This is a genomic window from Bacillus sp. FSL R5-0709 (assembly GCF_038004785.1).
GTDB lineage: Bacteria > Bacillota > Bacilli > Bacillales > Bacillaceae_G > Bacillus_A > Bacillus_A mycoides.
The window spans coordinates 3531687-3546764 of record NZ_JBBORT010000001.1; the positions used below are offsets into that span (position 1 = coordinate 3531687).

At 40.1% G+C, this 15078-nt stretch carries 12 protein-coding genes; 2 read left to right on the plus strand and 10 right to left on the minus strand.

Annotation, left to right across the window (positions count from 1 at the left end):
• The first annotated feature begins 97 nt into the window (after positions 1-97).
• A complete protein-coding gene (locus MKX37_RS17985; protein ID WP_341089118.1) occupies positions 98-4144 on the plus strand; it encodes a Gly-Xaa-Xaa repeat protein in 4047 nt (1348 codons plus the stop codon).
• Positions 4145-4225: 81 nt separating this feature from the next.
• On the opposite strand, the gene hfq is transcribed toward MKX37_RS17985, so the two are convergent.
• Together hfq and miaA are read right to left on the minus strand one after the other, a co-directional pair.
• On the minus strand, positions 4226-4450 hold the full coding sequence (gene hfq / locus MKX37_RS17990) for an RNA chaperone Hfq (RefSeq protein ID WP_000813896.1): 225 nt from the start codon (positions 4448-4450) through the stop codon (positions 4226-4228).
• 25 nt (positions 4451-4475) lie between these two features.
• Entirely contained in the window at positions 4476-5426 is a 951-nt protein-coding gene (gene miaA / locus MKX37_RS17995) for a tRNA (adenosine(37)-N6)-dimethylallyltransferase MiaA (protein WP_016120658.1), read from the minus strand.
• A 181-nt stretch (positions 5427-5607) separates the two neighbouring features.
• Here miaA and MKX37_RS18000 point away from each other — a divergent pair, with 181 nt between their 5' ends.
• Entirely contained in the window at positions 5608-5853 is a 246-nt protein-coding gene (locus MKX37_RS18000) for a hypothetical protein (protein WP_002033671.1), read from the plus strand.
• Between the two features lie 62 nt (positions 5854-5915).
• On the opposite strand, the gene MKX37_RS18005 is transcribed toward MKX37_RS18000, so the two are convergent.
• The 8 genes from MKX37_RS18005 to gabP all read right to left on the minus strand — a co-directional run bounded on the left by MKX37_RS18005 (position 5916) and on the right by gabP (position 14931).
• On the minus strand, positions 5916-6881 hold the full coding sequence (locus MKX37_RS18005; protein WP_002014694.1) for a 3D domain-containing protein: 966 nt from the start codon (positions 6879-6881) through the stop codon (positions 5916-5918).
• A gap of 348 nt (positions 6882-7229) precedes the next feature.
• A complete protein-coding gene (locus tag MKX37_RS18010) occupies positions 7230-9092 on the minus strand; it encodes a PTS fructose transporter subunit IIABC (protein ID WP_016120659.1) in 1863 nt (620 codons plus the stop codon).
• A 13-nt stretch (positions 9093-9105) separates the two neighbouring features.
• Positions 9106-10017, minus strand: coding sequence for a 1-phosphofructokinase (pfkB, locus tag MKX37_RS18015; protein WP_002128626.1), 912 nt, complete (start codon positions 10015-10017; stop codon positions 9106-9108).
• Positions 10014-10766, minus strand: a complete 753-nt coding sequence (locus MKX37_RS18020) for a DeoR/GlpR family DNA-binding transcription regulator (RefSeq protein ID WP_002128628.1) — start codon at positions 10764-10766, stop codon at positions 10014-10016. The genes pfkB and MKX37_RS18020 overlap by 4 nt, the downstream gene beginning before the upstream one ends.
• A gap of 157 nt (positions 10767-10923) precedes the next feature.
• Positions 10924-12087: an iron-containing alcohol dehydrogenase gene (locus MKX37_RS18025; RefSeq protein ID WP_002128630.1), complete on the minus strand. Its 1164-nt coding sequence runs from the start codon at positions 12085-12087 to the stop codon at positions 10924-10926.
• Positions 12088-12205: 118 nt separating this feature from the next.
• Positions 12206-12748 carry a DUF420 domain-containing protein gene (locus MKX37_RS18030; RefSeq protein ID WP_000228316.1) on the minus strand — a complete coding sequence of 181 codons (543 nt, stop codon included), beginning with the start codon at positions 12746-12748 and terminating at the stop codon, positions 12206-12208.
• A gap of 316 nt (positions 12749-13064) precedes the next feature.
• Positions 13065-13403 (minus strand): hypothetical protein, encoded by a 339-nt coding sequence (locus MKX37_RS18035; RefSeq protein ID WP_078175321.1) that lies wholly within the window; start codon positions 13401-13403, stop codon positions 13065-13067.
• A gap of 133 nt (positions 13404-13536) precedes the next feature.
• On the minus strand, positions 13537-14931 hold the full coding sequence (gene gabP, locus MKX37_RS18040; RefSeq protein ID WP_078421697.1) for a GABA permease: 1395 nt from the start codon (positions 14929-14931) through the stop codon (positions 13537-13539).
• Between the last annotated feature and the right edge of the window lie 147 nt (positions 14932-15078).

Genomic DNA, 15078 nt, shown 5'->3' on the forward strand with positions numbered 1-15078 from the left:
TTTCTCGAAACACTCAATTTCACTATGACCATTTAGCTATCCCCTGCATCTACTATGATGAGTTTCGTTCACATTCTTATTAGAAAGGAGAGATTTAATGTCTCGCTTTAACGACAATCAAAATAAATACTCCAATCCCTGCTTTCCAACTAGCGCTGGACGAATTCCAACTACCCCAACGATTCCAATTACTAAAGCGCAAATTAGAACATTCCGTGCAATCATTAACGATTTAATAAAAATAATCCCTAAACTTTTCGCCAATCCATCTCCCAAAAACATTGAGAATCTAATAGATACATTGCACCTACTAAGCAAATTCATCTGTTCACTAGACACTACTTCCGCTCTGAAAGCACAAGGATTAGCCATCATTAAAAACTTAATAACTATATTAAAAAATCCAACCTTCGTAGCAAGTGCTGTATTTGTTGAACTTCAAATTTTAATTAATTATTTACTTTACATTACAAAGTTATTCCGAATTGATCCTTGTACACTCCAAGAACTCCTTAAATTAATTGCAGAGTTACAAACTACTCTAGTTAATTCAGCTTCGTTCGGCAGAGGACCTACTGGACCTACTGGACCTACTGGACCTAGAGGTAACACGGGCGCTACTGGCGCGACCGGACCTAGAGGTAACACAGGTGCTACTGGTGCGACCGGACCTAGAGGTAACACGGGCGCTACTGGTGCGACCGGACCTAGAGGTAACACGGGCGCTACTGGTGCGACCGGACCTAGAGGTAACACGGGCGCTACTGGTGCGACCGGACCTAGAGGTAACACAGGTGCTACTGGTGCGACCGGACCTAGAGGTAACACGGGCGCTACTGGTGCGACCGGACCTAGAGGTAACACGGGCGCTACTGGTGCGACCGGACCTAGAGGTAACACGGGCGCTACTGGTGCGACCGGACCTAGAGGTAACACAGGTGCTACTGGTGCGACCGGACCTAGAGGTAACACGGGCGCTACTGGTGCGACCGGACCTAGAGGTAACACGGGCGCTACTGGTGCGACCGGACCTAGAGGTAACACGGGCGCTACTGGTGCGACCGGACCTAGAGGTAACACGGGCGCTACTGGTGCGACCGGACCTAGAGGTAACACGGGCGCTACTGGTGCGACCGGACCTAGAGGTAACACAGGTGCTACTGGTGCGACCGGACCTAGAGGTAACACAGGTGCTACCGGTGCGACCGGACCTAGAGGTAACACAGGTGCTACTGGTGCGACCGGACCTAGAGGTAACACGGGCGCTACTGGTGCGACCGGACCTAGAGGTAACACAGGTGCTACCGGTGCGACCGGACCTAGAGGTAACACGGGCGCTACTGGTTCCACTGGACCTCAAGGCGTTCAAGGTAACACAGGTGCTACTGGACCTCAAGGCGTTCAAGGTAACACAGGTGCTACTGGACCTCAAGGCGCGCAAGGTAACACGGGTGCTACCGGTTCCACTGGACCTCAAGGCGTTCAAGGTAACACAGGTGCTACTGGACCTCAAGGCGTTCAAGGTAACACGGGCGCTACTGGTTCCACTGGACCTCAAGGTGCGCAAGGTAACACAGGTGCCACTGGACCTCAAGGTGCGCAAGGTAATACAGGCGCCACTGGACCTCAAGGTGTTCAAGGTAACACAGGTGCTACTGGTTCCACTGGACCTCAAGGTGCTCAAGGTAACACGGGTGCTACTGGACCTCAAGGCGTTCAAGGTAACACAGGTGCTACCGGTTCCACTGGACCTCAAGGCGTTCAAGGTAACACGGGCGCTACTGGTTCCACTGGACCTCAAGGTGCTCAAGGCGTTCAAGGTAACACAGGTGCTACTGGTTCCACTGGACCTCAAGGTGCGCAAGGTAACACGGGCGCTACTGGTTCCACTGGACCTCAAGGTGCGCAAGGTAACACAGGTGCCACTGGACCTCAAGGTCTTCAAGGTAACACGGGCGCTACCGGTTCCACTGGACCTCAAGGTGCTCAAGGTAATACAGGCGCCACTGGACCTCAAGGTCTTCAAGGTAATACAGGCGCCACTGGTTCCACTGGACCTCAAGGTGCTCAAGGTAACACGGGTGCTACTGGACCTCAAGGCGTTCAAGGTAACACGGGTGCTACTGGACCTCAAGGTGCTCAAGGTAACACGGGCGCTACTGGACCTCAAGGCGTTCAAGGTAACACAGGTGCTACTGGACCTCAAGGCGTTCAAGGTAACACAGGTGCTACTGGACCTCAAGGCGTTCAAGGTAACACAGGTGCTACTGGACCTCAAGGCGCGCAAGGTAACACGGGTGCTACCGGTTCCACTGGACCTCAAGGCGTTCAAGGTAACACAGGTGCTACTGGACCTCAAGGCGTTCAAGGTAACACGGGCGCTACTGGTTCCACTGGACCTCAAGGTGCGCAAGGTAACACAGGTGCCACTGGACCTCAAGGTGCGCAAGGTAATACAGGCGCCACTGGACCTCAAGGTGTTCAAGGTAACACAGGTGCTACTGGTTCCACTGGACCTCAAGGTGCTCAAGGTAACACGGGTGCTACTGGACCTCAAGGCGTTCAAGGTAACACAGGTGCTACCGGTTCCACTGGACCTCAAGGCGTTCAAGGTAACACGGGCGCTACTGGTTCCACTGGACCTCAAGGTGCTCAAGGCGTTCAAGGTAACACAGGTGCTACTGGTTCCACTGGACCTCAAGGTGCGCAAGGTAACACGGGCGCTACTGGTTCCACTGGACCTCAAGGTGCGCAAGGTAACACAGGTGCCACTGGACCTCAAGGTCTTCAAGGTAACACGGGCGCTACCGGTTCCACTGGACCTCAAGGTGCTCAAGGTAATACAGGCGCCACTGGACCTCAAGGTCTTCAAGGTAATACAGGCGCCACTGGTTCCACTGGACCTCAAGGTGCTCAAGGTAACACGGGTGCTACTGGACCTCAAGGCGTTCAAGGTAACACGGGTGCTACTGGACCTCAAGGTGCTCAAGGTAACACGGGCGCTACTGGACCTCAAGGCGTTCAAGGTAACACGGGTGCTACTGGACCTCAAGGCGTTCAAGGTAACACAGGTGCTACCGGTTCCACTGGACCTCAAGGTGCGCAAGGTAACACAGGTGCTACTGGTTCCACTGGACCTCAAGGTGCGCAAGGTAACACAGGCGCTACTGGTTCCACTGGACCTCAAGGTATTCAAGGTAACACGGGCGCTACCGGTTCCACTGGACCTCAAGGTGCTCAAGGTAATACAGGTGCCACTGGACCTCAAGGTGTTCAAGGTAACACGGGTGCTACCGGACCTCAAGGTGTTCAAGGTAACACGGGTGCTACCGGACCTCAAGGTGTTCAAGGTAACACAGGTGCTACTGGTATAGGAGTTACCGGACCTACTGGACCTTCTGGTGGGCCTCCTGGACCTCAAGGTAACACAGGTGCTACTGGACCTCAAGGTGCTCAAGGTAACACGGGCGCTACTGGTTCCACTGGACCTCAAGGTGCGCAAGGTAACACAGGTGCTACTGGTTCCACTGGACCTCAAGGTGCGCAAGGTAACACAGGCGCTACTGGTTCCACTGGACCTCAAGGTGCGCAAGGTAACACAGGTGCCACTGGACCTCAAGGTATTCAAGGTAACACGGGCGCTACTGGACCTCAAGGTGCTCAAGGTAACACAGGTGCCACTGGACCTCAAGGTGTTCAAGGACCAACGGGTGCTACTGGTATAGGAGTTACCGGACCTACTGGACCTAGCTTCCCAGTAGCAACAATCGTTGTAACAAACAACATCCAACAAACAGTACTCCAATTTAATAACTTTATTTTTAGTACTGCAATTAACGTAAACAATATTATCTTTAACGGCACAAATACAGTTACTGTTATTAACGCTGGTATTTATGTAATTAGCGTATCTATTTCTACAACTGCGCCAGGATGCGCTCCACTTGGAGTAGGAATTTCAATTAATGGAGCTGTTGCTACTGACAACTTCTCTTCAAATCTAATAGGCGACTCACTTTCATTTACTACAATCGAAACATTAGCTGCTGGAGCAAACATTTCTGTCCAATCTACTCTTAACGAGATTACGATCCCTGCAACAGGAAACACTAACATTCGTCTTACTGTATTTAGAATCGCTTAAATTTCACTATTTATTGTTTATGACAAATAAAAAAAAGAGCGAGAAACTCGCTCTTTTTTTGTTATGTACAATAATTCATTACTACTCTAATTCAATTGAAACATTTTTTTGTGGTACAAATGTAGAAATTGCATGTTTATAAATAAGCTGTTGCTTACCTTCTGTTTCCAGCAGGACTGTAAAATTATCAAATCCTTTAATTAATCCACGAAGCTGGAAACCATTTAATAAGTACAGCGTAACGAACGTATTCTCTTTACGGAGTTGATTTAAAAACTGATCTTGAATATTGATTGATTGCTTCATGTCGAATCCTCCTCTTTTTCTCTACTTACCTATTATTCGACTTTAGTTGTAGCTTTCCTTCTATGTATCGTAAAATTTCTGACGTTTTTTCACCATCAGTAACATCGAACCACGTGACATCCATCTTATTACGGAACCACGTTAATTGACGTTTTGCATAACGGCGTGAATTCGTCTTTAATTGTGATACCGCTTCTTCTAAAGATACACGATTCTCAAAATAATCATATATCTCTTTATAACCAATCGCTTGAATAGATTGACAATCTCGCACTCCTCTTTCATGTAAACCTTTTACTTCTTCTAATAAACCTTGTTCAATCATTAGGTTAACACGTAAGTTAATGCGATCGTATAGCATTTCTCGATCCATTGTCAAGCCAATTAATGAAACATCGTACAGTAACTCATTTTCTTGTTTTTCGAGCTGGTTACTCATTTTTTCACCCGTCGTGTGAAAAATTTCTAACGCCCGAATAACACGCCTTACATTATTGGCATGAATACGCTCCGCACTTTCTGGATCTACTTCTTGTAACTTTTTATGTACATATTCCACACCGTGTTCTAATGCTAACTTTTCCATCTGTTCTCGGTATGTAGCGTCCCCAGCCTCATCTGTAAACTGGTAATCGAATAGAACAGATTGTATATAAAGACCGGTTCCACCAACAATAATTGGTAATTTCCCGCGCTCTGTAATTTCTCGAATGCACTTACGGACACGTTCTTGAAATTCCGCCACAGAAAATGAATCTTCCGGATCTTTTATATCAATCATATAATGCGGAATTCCGTCCATCTCATCTATCGTCACCTTTGCAGTCCCGATATCCATCGTACGATAAATTTGCATGGAATCACCACTAATAATCTCACCATTCAACGCTTTTGCAAGATCGATACTTAATTTCGTCTTTCCGACAGCAGTTGGCCCAATGATGACAGCAACTTTTTCACGTTGCACTTCTCCCATATCATTCAACTCTCTTTATGTAATATACTCCATCTATTGATTATACCCAATCTTACCAATTTTAACGGCATGATTGCAAGTTCTTTGAATCCAGTACATGAAATTACACAAAAAAAAGAGCATAGCTTGTCCAATTCTGCATATACATGATTAAAAATAGCTCGGAGAGGGTGCAATGACTATGAAACAAGCGACTATCGATTTTCCATTATTAATAAAAGACCTTATTTTAGCTACTGCTACAAAAGAACAAAATTGTTCACAAGAAGAATTATACTTCGCACTAAATTGTTTACTACGTTCCTTTCATTCTACTCTTCAAGAAACAACGTTACATCCAGAAAATAAAAATACAGAGTATATACAAACTCAATTTTGCACCGCGTATAAAATTATTACAGGTAAAACAATTTACCCTTTTCAATAATTCTTATATAAAAAAAGCGGCCGCTTAGACATTTTTAAGCAGCCGTTTTTTATTTTAATAAATTATTTTATAACTTTCACTTTAACGGATTTACGACCCCAACTATCAGCAGTGCTATCTGAACCAACTAAAACATCAATACGGTTTCCTTTAATCGCGCCACCAGTATCTCCAGCAATTGCTTCTCCATATCCTTCCACCCACACTTTTGATCCGAGAGGAATTACTTTCGGATCAACAGCAATAACTTTCATATTTGGATTCGCTGTTAAATCATGCCCCATCGCAGTTAACACACGACCACCATATGTGCCATTTTCACTCGGGTGAGCTGTGTAAGCTGTCGCTTCTACTGTTATTTCACGACCAGCAGGTTCACTTGTTTCAGTAGATTTTGCCACTGGCTTAGTTGCCGGCTTCGCTTGCGCTACTGGTTTACTTGATGCTCCACTTTTAACTGATTCTTTTCCATTAACTGCCGTATCATTTTTAGCCGGCGCTTTCTCCTTAACTGATGTATCATTTTTAACCGCCGTTTTCACCTTAGTTGGCGCTTCATCTTGAGCTGGAACTTCTTTTCTTTCAATAACAGGTGCTGTACCTGTTAAAAATGGTATGTGAACATACGCCGCTTTCCCGCCATATTCGAATTGTAACCATTCGTTTTGTACTTGATTTGTCGTTTCAATCAAGTCATCTTTTTTAAGCGTGCCAAGAATTTCTGAATCAGTATTCGCTCCAGCACGAATGTTTAATACGTTTGCTGTTACATAATAAGAACTTTTCGTAAACTCAGCACTTACAAAAGCTTCTTTACCATCTAATTTAATTTTGGACCATCCGTTTTCTGTATTTATAACATCTAATTTATTTCCACTTAACATTTTACCTACAAGTTTTGATTCTACAGTTGGGTTTTCTCTAACGTTTAATACATCTGTTGTTACAATCGTTTCCGCTTTAGCAGAACCTGCAAAAATCCCAAGACCAAAAACTGCTGCTGTTGCTATACCTAATAATTTTTTCATGAATAGCCTCCATTTGCTTTGTTTTCGTGTTCTCATTATAGCAACAGTTTTTTGTAGAATTTCGAAAATCACACAATTACAAAGCATTCGTAATAAACGATTAATGATTTGTAACATAAATTTCCATATTAAAAAATTGTATTTCTACCAAAATTAGCAATAGTTTTCATATATTTCTCACAAATTAGTATAAGAATTTTTTTCCAGAAAAAATTACAGTATTACTTTTTTGTTACAAAAAAATCACTTTTCATTACATCTTTTACCAAAATCCATCATAATCCAATTATTAAATTACTTTTTGTAACGAAAAAGGAACAACTCCTATTAGCTGTCCCTTTTTATCTTTTATTTAACTTTCTTCTTCCAAACACCTATCATAATAGCTGAAACAATCGTTCCAATTAATATAGAAACAATATATAGCAACGGTTTATTCACTAATGCGATAACAAACAATCCACCATGCGGTGCCGGCAATGTAATTTGGAATAACATAGATAAGGCACCCGCGATACTTGAACCAACAACACAACTTACTATTACTCGAACCGGATCGGCAGCTGCAAATGGAATCGCACCTTCTGTAATAAACGATGCTCCCATAATATAATTTGTTAAACCAGATTTACGTTCTGCTTCTGTAAATTTTGTTTTAAAGAATGTGGTTGCGAATGCAATCGCAAGTGGCGGTACCATACCACCAGCCATAACTGCTGAGTGCACTCCAAAATTCTGCGCTTCTATTGCAGCAATACCAAATGTAAATGCCGCTTTATTAATTGGACCACCCATATCAATTGCCATCATACCACCTAAAATAAGACCTAATAATATAGCATTCGTACCGTTCAAACCATTTAACCATCCTGTTAACATTTCATTTAATGCTACTACAGGCGGATTTACTACTTTTTGCATAACAACTCCTGTAATCAACAATCCAAAGACTGGATATAACAAAACAGGTTTAATTCCTTCTAACTGTACTGGTAATCCTGAAAATAATCTTTTCAATCCTAAAACAACATATCCAGCTAAGAAACCAGCAATTAATCCACCTAAAAATCCCGCATTCGCTTGTGCTGCTAAAAACCCACCCACAACACCAGGCATAAAACCAGGACGATCAGCAATAGAACTCGCAATAAATCCAGCTAAGATTGGTACAAGGAATAAAAACGCACCTGTTTTTCCTCCCCCAATAGACATGAACAATTCTGCTAAAGGACCTTCCGCTTTTATACCACCAAACGAAAACGCTAGTGCAATTAAAATTCCACCACCAACAACGAACGGAAGCATATTACTTACACCGCTCATTAAATGCTTATAAATTCCTAGCCCTTTTTCTTTCTCTACATTTTCTGCCTTCCCATCCTCTTTTACCCCTTTAAAGATTGGTGCATCTTGTTTTATAGCTCGATTAAGAAGGATTTCAGTTTTTCTAATCCCATCGGCGACTGGTACTTGAATGACATGCTTCCCAGCAAAACGATTCATTTCTACTTGTTTATCTGCAGCTACAATAATAGCCGTTGCGCGTTCAATGTCCTCTTTCGTTAAATCGTTTTTAACACCTGTTGATCCATTCGTTTCAACTTTAATCGCTATTCCTAACTCTGCTGCTTTTGCTTTCAAACTATCCGCAGCCATATATGTGTGAGCGATACCAGTCGGACAAGCTGTAACAGCTAATACGTATGGCTCATTCCCTTCTGGCTTTGCTACTTCAACTTCTTCTTCGTCTTCTTTTTCATTCTCTTTTTCATCAAATAAACGGAGAAGCTCATCCTCATCCTTTGCTTCTAATAATTGCTTGCGGAACCCTTCATCCATCAATAACGTAGAGAGACGAGATAACGTTTCTAAATGAGTATTATTCGCCCCTTCACTCGCAGCAATCATAAAAAACAGATGTGCAGGCTGTCCATCAAGCGACTCATAGTTGATACCGCTTACACTTCTACCAAAACAAATCGATGGTTGTTTAACGGCATTCGTCTTCGCATGAGGTATAGCAATCCCTTCCCCTATGCCAGTTGTACTTTGTGACTCCCGCTTTAAAATAGATTCTTTAAATTCAGCTTTACTATTTAAACGATTTGCTCCGTCTAATTTCTCAACTAATTCATCTATGACAGCTTCTTTATTTGAAGCTGTCAAGTTCATAATAACTGTATCCCTTTTTAATAGTTCTGTAATTTTCATATGTTACTTCCCCCTATCGCTTAGTTACAATTACTTGCGACAATAATTCTTCTACTTTTTCTTTTTCACATAAATCAGCTGAAAATGCTGTTGCACTCCCTGTTGCAACGCCATATTGAAATGCCTTTTCAATATCTTTTGTCTGTTCATATTTACCTACAAATCCTGCAACGAGAGAATCTCCGGCCCCAACCGAATTAATTACAACACCTTTTGGAACAGTTGCTTCATATATACCTTGTGCCGTAAATAATAAAGCCCCATCTCCAGCCATTGATACGATAACATGCTCTACACCTTGTTCAACTAATTTTCTTCCAAACGGTAAAACATCTTCTACTGTTGAAATCTCTACTCCGAATAACTCACCAAGTTCATGATGATTAGGCTTTATTAAAAATGGTTTATTTTTAATTACATGCTGCAGCGCACTTCCACTTGCATCGACTACTACGCGAATACCTTTCTCAGCTCCGAGCGCTGCGATTGATTCATAAAAAGTAGTTGAGATAGACGCCGGTACACTTCCAGCTAGTACAACACAATCTCCCTGCCTCATACTTTCGATTTGTTTCATTAATTGTTCAAATTGTTCATTTGTCACATTAGGACCTTGCCCATTTAATTCTGTCTCTTCTTGCCCTTTTATTTTCACATTAATTCGGGAATCACCGTCTACTTGGACGAAGTTTGTTGTTACACCTTCCGCCTGTAATACATCTTTAATAAATCGACCGGTAAATCCACCAGTAAATCCAAGCGCTACATTTTCAACACCTAAACGATGAAGAACACGAGAAACGTTAATGCCTTTCCCTCCAGGAAATTTCATATCTTTCTCTGCTCGATTTACTGCGCCTAAATCGAAGGAATTAACTTGTACTACATAATCAATAGATGGGTTTAAAGTAACTGTATAGATCATTGTTTATCAGCCTCAATTACATTGGTTTGTCTTTTATATTTTTCTAAATCAATTTCTAAATGGTTTGTAATAATATTCGCTTCTTCAACATTAGCAATTTTCGCAAATGCAACTTCTGAGAACTTACTTTCATCAATTAAGAAATATCCTTCGTTCGCAAATGTTAATGCCATTTGTTTTAAAAGTGCCTCTTCTGGATCTGGAGTTGTAAAACCAAGCTGTTCATGTACACCATTTGCTCCTAAGAAACATTTATCAAAACGGTACTTTTGCATACTTTCCTGTGCCATAGCACCAATTAAAGCTTTCGTCCTACTCTTCATCATCCCGCCTAGTAAATACGCACGAATATTATTTTCAACTAAAGCTTCAATATGCATAAGTCCATTCGTTACGACAGTAACATCTTTGTTTATTAAAAATGGGATCATTTCAAATGTTGTACTTCCTGCATCTAAATAAACGCAATCCCCTTGTTCAACAATACTAGCCGCATACTTGGCAATTTGTTGTTTTATTTGAATGTTTTTGGATGATTTTTCAATCATCGTTGGCTCCTGTCCTTTTCCTGTTAAAACAGAGGCACCACCATGAACTCTTTTTAATAACCTTTGTTTTTCTAATTGTGCTAAATCACGACGAATTGTCGATTCAGAGCTTTCTGTTCTTTCAACTAATTGTTGTAATTTAACAACCTTCTGCTCTTTTACAAGTTGCAATATCATTTGATGACGTTCAGGAGTTAACATTTTATTCACCTCTTCTTTGATTACAGTATAATGAAAACGATCACAAAAATCAACCATAAACAGTCAAAAATAATCACTATCAATCAAAATCGGTTATAAACAAAAAAAAGAAACCTATTTGATACAACAATCAAATAGGTTTCTTCTCTCGCTTCACTTATAAAGAAGCTTTATAAATTGCAAGAACATCATCTTTATTTAATTTTTTAAAGTTACCGAATTCACCATAAGCCATCGCTTTATCCGCCATTAAGTCAATTTCACTTTCTCTAATAGCGTAATCAGCTAATGTTACTGGAGCTTCAATTGAAGTCCAAAATTGACGTAACGCCTCAATTCCCTCTAATGCAACCTCTTTATCTGTCTTCCCATCTGTTTCTACATCGAATACACGAATAGCGAACTGTTTAAAGCGACTCACATTTTCATCTATAACATGCTTCATCCAATTTGGGAATAGAATCGCGAGTCCGCCCCCATGCGGTATGTCATGAACAGCAGAAACTGCATGCTCAATATTATGAGTTGCCCAATCTCCTTTTACTCCCATCGCTAAAATGCCGTTTAACGCCATAGTACCGCAATATAAAATTGTTTCCCTATGCTCATAATTTTCTAGATCACTTAAAAGCTTAGGAGCTGTTTCAATTACTGTTCTTAAAACAGATTCACAATAACGATCTTGTAATTCTGTATTCATGCCGTGATGGAAATATTGCTCTAATACGTGCGACATAATATCGACCATACCATAAATCGTTTGATCTCTCGGCACAGACGAAGTATGTAGTGGATCTAAAATTGAAAACTGAGGGAATGTAACTGGACTGCCCCAGCCGTACTTTTCATTCGTTTCCCAGTTTGTAATTACAGATCCTGCATTCATTTCAGAACCTGTTGCCGCAAGAGTGAGTACAGTACCGAACGGTAACGCCTCGCTAGCAAATGATTTTTTCGTTACAATATCCCATACATCTCCATCATATTTACTACCAGCAGCAATCGCCTTCGTACAGTCGATTACACTTCCTCCGCCAACCGCTAAAATAAATTCGACTCCATTGTCTTTACAAATTTGAATCCCTTTCTTTACTGTTGATAAACGAGGATTCGGTTCAACTCCTGTCAACTCAAATACTTCCGCATTTATATCCTTTAAAATAGAAATCACATTATCATAAATACCATTTCTTTTAATGCTGCCTCCTCCATACACGAGAAGAACTTTTTTACCGAACTGTGGAATTTCCGTTTTTAACTGCTCTAACTGTCCTTTACCAAAAATAAGTTTTGTCGGATTACGAAATACAAAATTTTGCATATATCTTTACCATCCCTTCTATATAAAAAGCAACTATACTTTTGTATACCACAATTTTTTCATTTCACAAAAATATTTGCCTAATAAAAAAATCCCAGCCTACAGGCTGAGATTTTTTTTATTGATAATAAGGTGAGATCATTAAGTAAACAATAACACCAGATAAACTTACATATAACCAAATCGGCATCGTCCAACGTACAATTTTACGGTGACGTGTTAATTGATTCGTAAAACCAAACACAAGTGCAAACAATGCAAGCGGTACAATAATTGCTGCAAGGATAATATGTGTAATTAAAATGATGAAATACACATATTTAATGAATCCTTCTCCGCCAAAATGTGTTGCTGGCGCCAAGTAATGATACGATAAATAAGAAACACAAAATAGCAACGTCGTTGTAAATGCTGCTAGGATGAAACCACGGTGCATTTTCACATTCTTCTTAATAATAGAGTATAAAGCTGCTAATAAGAATACGAACGTAAAGCTATTAAAAATTGCATTTAACATTGGTAAAATTGTTACATCAAAATGTACTTCTCCTTCATAGCCAACAGGTCCAAAGAACAAAAATAAAATAATCGCATTTACAATTACAGAAAGCGTTATCACAATAGGAGCATAGCTTTTCTGATTCGTTGATTGATCCACCAAAATGGTCACTCCTCTTCCTTCAAATATGTATACGTAACCTCACTATTTTAACATATTATTCACAGTGTAAATGTGACAATAGTTTGACACAGTAAGACAGGGCAAAGAAAAAACCCTTCTTAACAATACTTCTTAAGAAGGATTTTATCGCTTTATTATTCAAATAGCAATGCGATTAGTTTTTGTTAAAAAACGTACTGCTATACGCTTGATATATTTCAGACACTTGATATCCCATTAATGAAATTGCTGTTAATGAAAAGAAACCAATCATAAGAAATCGAAACCACATATAAATCTCCTCCTTGTATTTAGCTTAAAAAGCAGTCGCTATATTACAAGTTGAGTGGCACTCTTCATCGTCACTTTCCTTTTTCTTTACAATTGCTGTTATAAATCGAATCATAAAGAAAATCACAAAAGGAAATTGTTCGTAATTTACCTTGGCATAGTTTGGCAACGGCTCGCGCTGCACATCGAACGGAGATGAGAAGGAATAGAACATACCTTGCTCTTCCATATATACAATTACAATTTTCATACAAAACATTATTCCTAGAAATGAAACAATATCTTGCCATTCTGTCGTATATAAAAAGTTATACAGCTCTAATACGTACTCTTCCATCGTCATCCCCCCTTCCTTTTTTACCATTTTGCTCGCCTTCATATAAAAAGTCAAGAAAAAAGTTTATATTCACTATGACAATAGTAATTACTTGTTTCTATGATTATATATGATTCTTTTATAGCAATGATTGGGTGTAACTCTCTTCTAAAACAAGAAATTAGAATCGAACAGATTCCCCATTCTTACTTTTAGGATTCAACAATGTACTATTTTTATTTCTATTAAAAATAAAATAAGAAATTATTATAAGAACAGTAACAAGCATTGTTAAAAGCGCTTGTGAACGTAAAGATTCAATTGCGAGCATGGCAACTAAAACTGCTATAATCGCAGCAATTGTAACATATGTTACATATGGAAAAAGCCACATTTTCACTTTCAAATTTTGTTGTTCCGCTTTCCCCATTTTTTTACGTATCTTGAAATGTGAAACTGCTATAACGAGATAAACGAGTAACGCAATCCCGCCAGATGCATTCACTAAAAATAAAAATACTTTATCTGGAGATATGTAACTAAAAACAACTCCAATGTAAGCAAAGAAAGTTCCAAATAAAACCGCCCGAACTGGAACACCACTACTATTCAATTTCAAAAATGCCTTTGGCGCATCTCCTCTTTCTGCCATTGAAAAAAGCATTCTTGAGTTCGTATATAAACCCGAATTTAAACAAGAAAGTACAGCTGTTAAAACGATAAAATTCATAATTTGCGCTGCCGCTGGTATCCCTATATGTTCCAGTACCGCCACAAATGGGCTTTTTAGTATGTTCGCCGAATTCCACGGAAGGAGTGTAACAACTACAGCGATCGATCCAATGAAAAATACGAGAATACGCCAAATTACACTATTTGTTGCTGTTTTGACTGCCTTTACAGGTTCGGCAGACTCTCCAGCGGCCACTGCAACAATCTCAGATCCCATAAATGAAAATATAACGACGGTGATTCCAAGTAACACCGAACTTATACCATTTGGCATAAATCCTCCTTGACCTACCAAATTCGAAGTGCCAGGTGCTTCCGTTCCTGGTACAAATCCTAAAATAACAGCTAGTCCAAGACAAAGGAACAAAACAATACTTATTACTTTAATAAATGAAAACCAATATTCAAATTCTCCAAATGATTTCACCGAGAAAACATTCGTCAACGTTAATAAAATCGTTAATATTAAGCTTAATAACCAGAGTGGGATTTCTGGAATCCAGTATTGAATAATACCAGCACCTGCTGTAGCTTCTATTGCAATAACAATTACCCAGAAAAACCAATATAGCCACCCAATTGTATAACCTGCCCATGGACCAATTGCCTCTCTTGCATATGTTGCAAATGAACCACTTGTCGGATTAATAGCTGCCATTTCTCCTAGCATTCTCATAACGAAAATAACTAGAAGTCCTGCTAATGCATATGAAACGATAGAACCTGGACCTGCTGAATGCACAACCGCACCACTTCCAACAAACAAACCAGCTCCTATTACGCCACCAATGGAAATCATTGTAATGTGGCGTATTTTGAGGTCTTTCTTAAGATTTTTATCCAACTCTTGTACATCCCCTTCCAAACTTAATTTTGAAATTTACGTAAGAGTATTATGTGAAAAATCTTATCCTATACTTTAAAATATATCAAAATATTCTGAATTTAACAATCGTAATTCGACCTCCTTCAAAAATTATTTCATTAGGTT

Coding starts and splice junctions, on each gene's coding strand:
- MKX37_RS17985 (WP_341089118.1), top strand. CDS start 98: ATGTCTCGCTTTAACGACAATCAAAATAAATACTCCAATCCCTGCTTT.
- hfq (WP_000813896.1), bottom strand. CDS start 4,450: ATGAAGCAATCAATCAATATTCAAGATCAGTTTTTAAATCAACTCCGT.
- miaA (WP_016120658.1), bottom strand. CDS start 5,426: ATGGGAGAAGTGCAACGTGAAAAAGTTGCTGTCATCATTGGGCCAACT.
- MKX37_RS18000 (WP_002033671.1), top strand. CDS start 5,608: ATGAAACAAGCGACTATCGATTTTCCATTATTAATAAAAGACCTTATT.
- MKX37_RS18005 (WP_002014694.1), bottom strand. CDS start 6,881: ATGAAAAAATTATTAGGTATAGCAACAGCAGCAGTTTTTGGTCTTGGG.
- MKX37_RS18010 (WP_016120659.1), bottom strand. CDS start 9,092: ATGAAAATTACAGAACTATTAAAAAGGGATACAGTTATTATGAACTTG.
- pfkB (WP_002128626.1), bottom strand. CDS start 10,017: ATGATCTATACAGTTACTTTAAACCCATCTATTGATTATGTAGTACAA.
- MKX37_RS18020 (WP_002128628.1), bottom strand. CDS start 10,766: ATGTTAACTCCTGAACGTCATCAAATGATATTGCAACTTGTAAAAGAG.
- MKX37_RS18025 (WP_002128630.1), bottom strand. CDS start 12,087: ATGCAAAATTTTGTATTTCGTAATCCGACAAAACTTATTTTTGGTAAA.
- MKX37_RS18035 (WP_078175321.1), bottom strand. CDS start 13,403: ATGGTAAAAAAGGAAGGGGGGATGACGATGGAAGAGTACGTATTAGAG.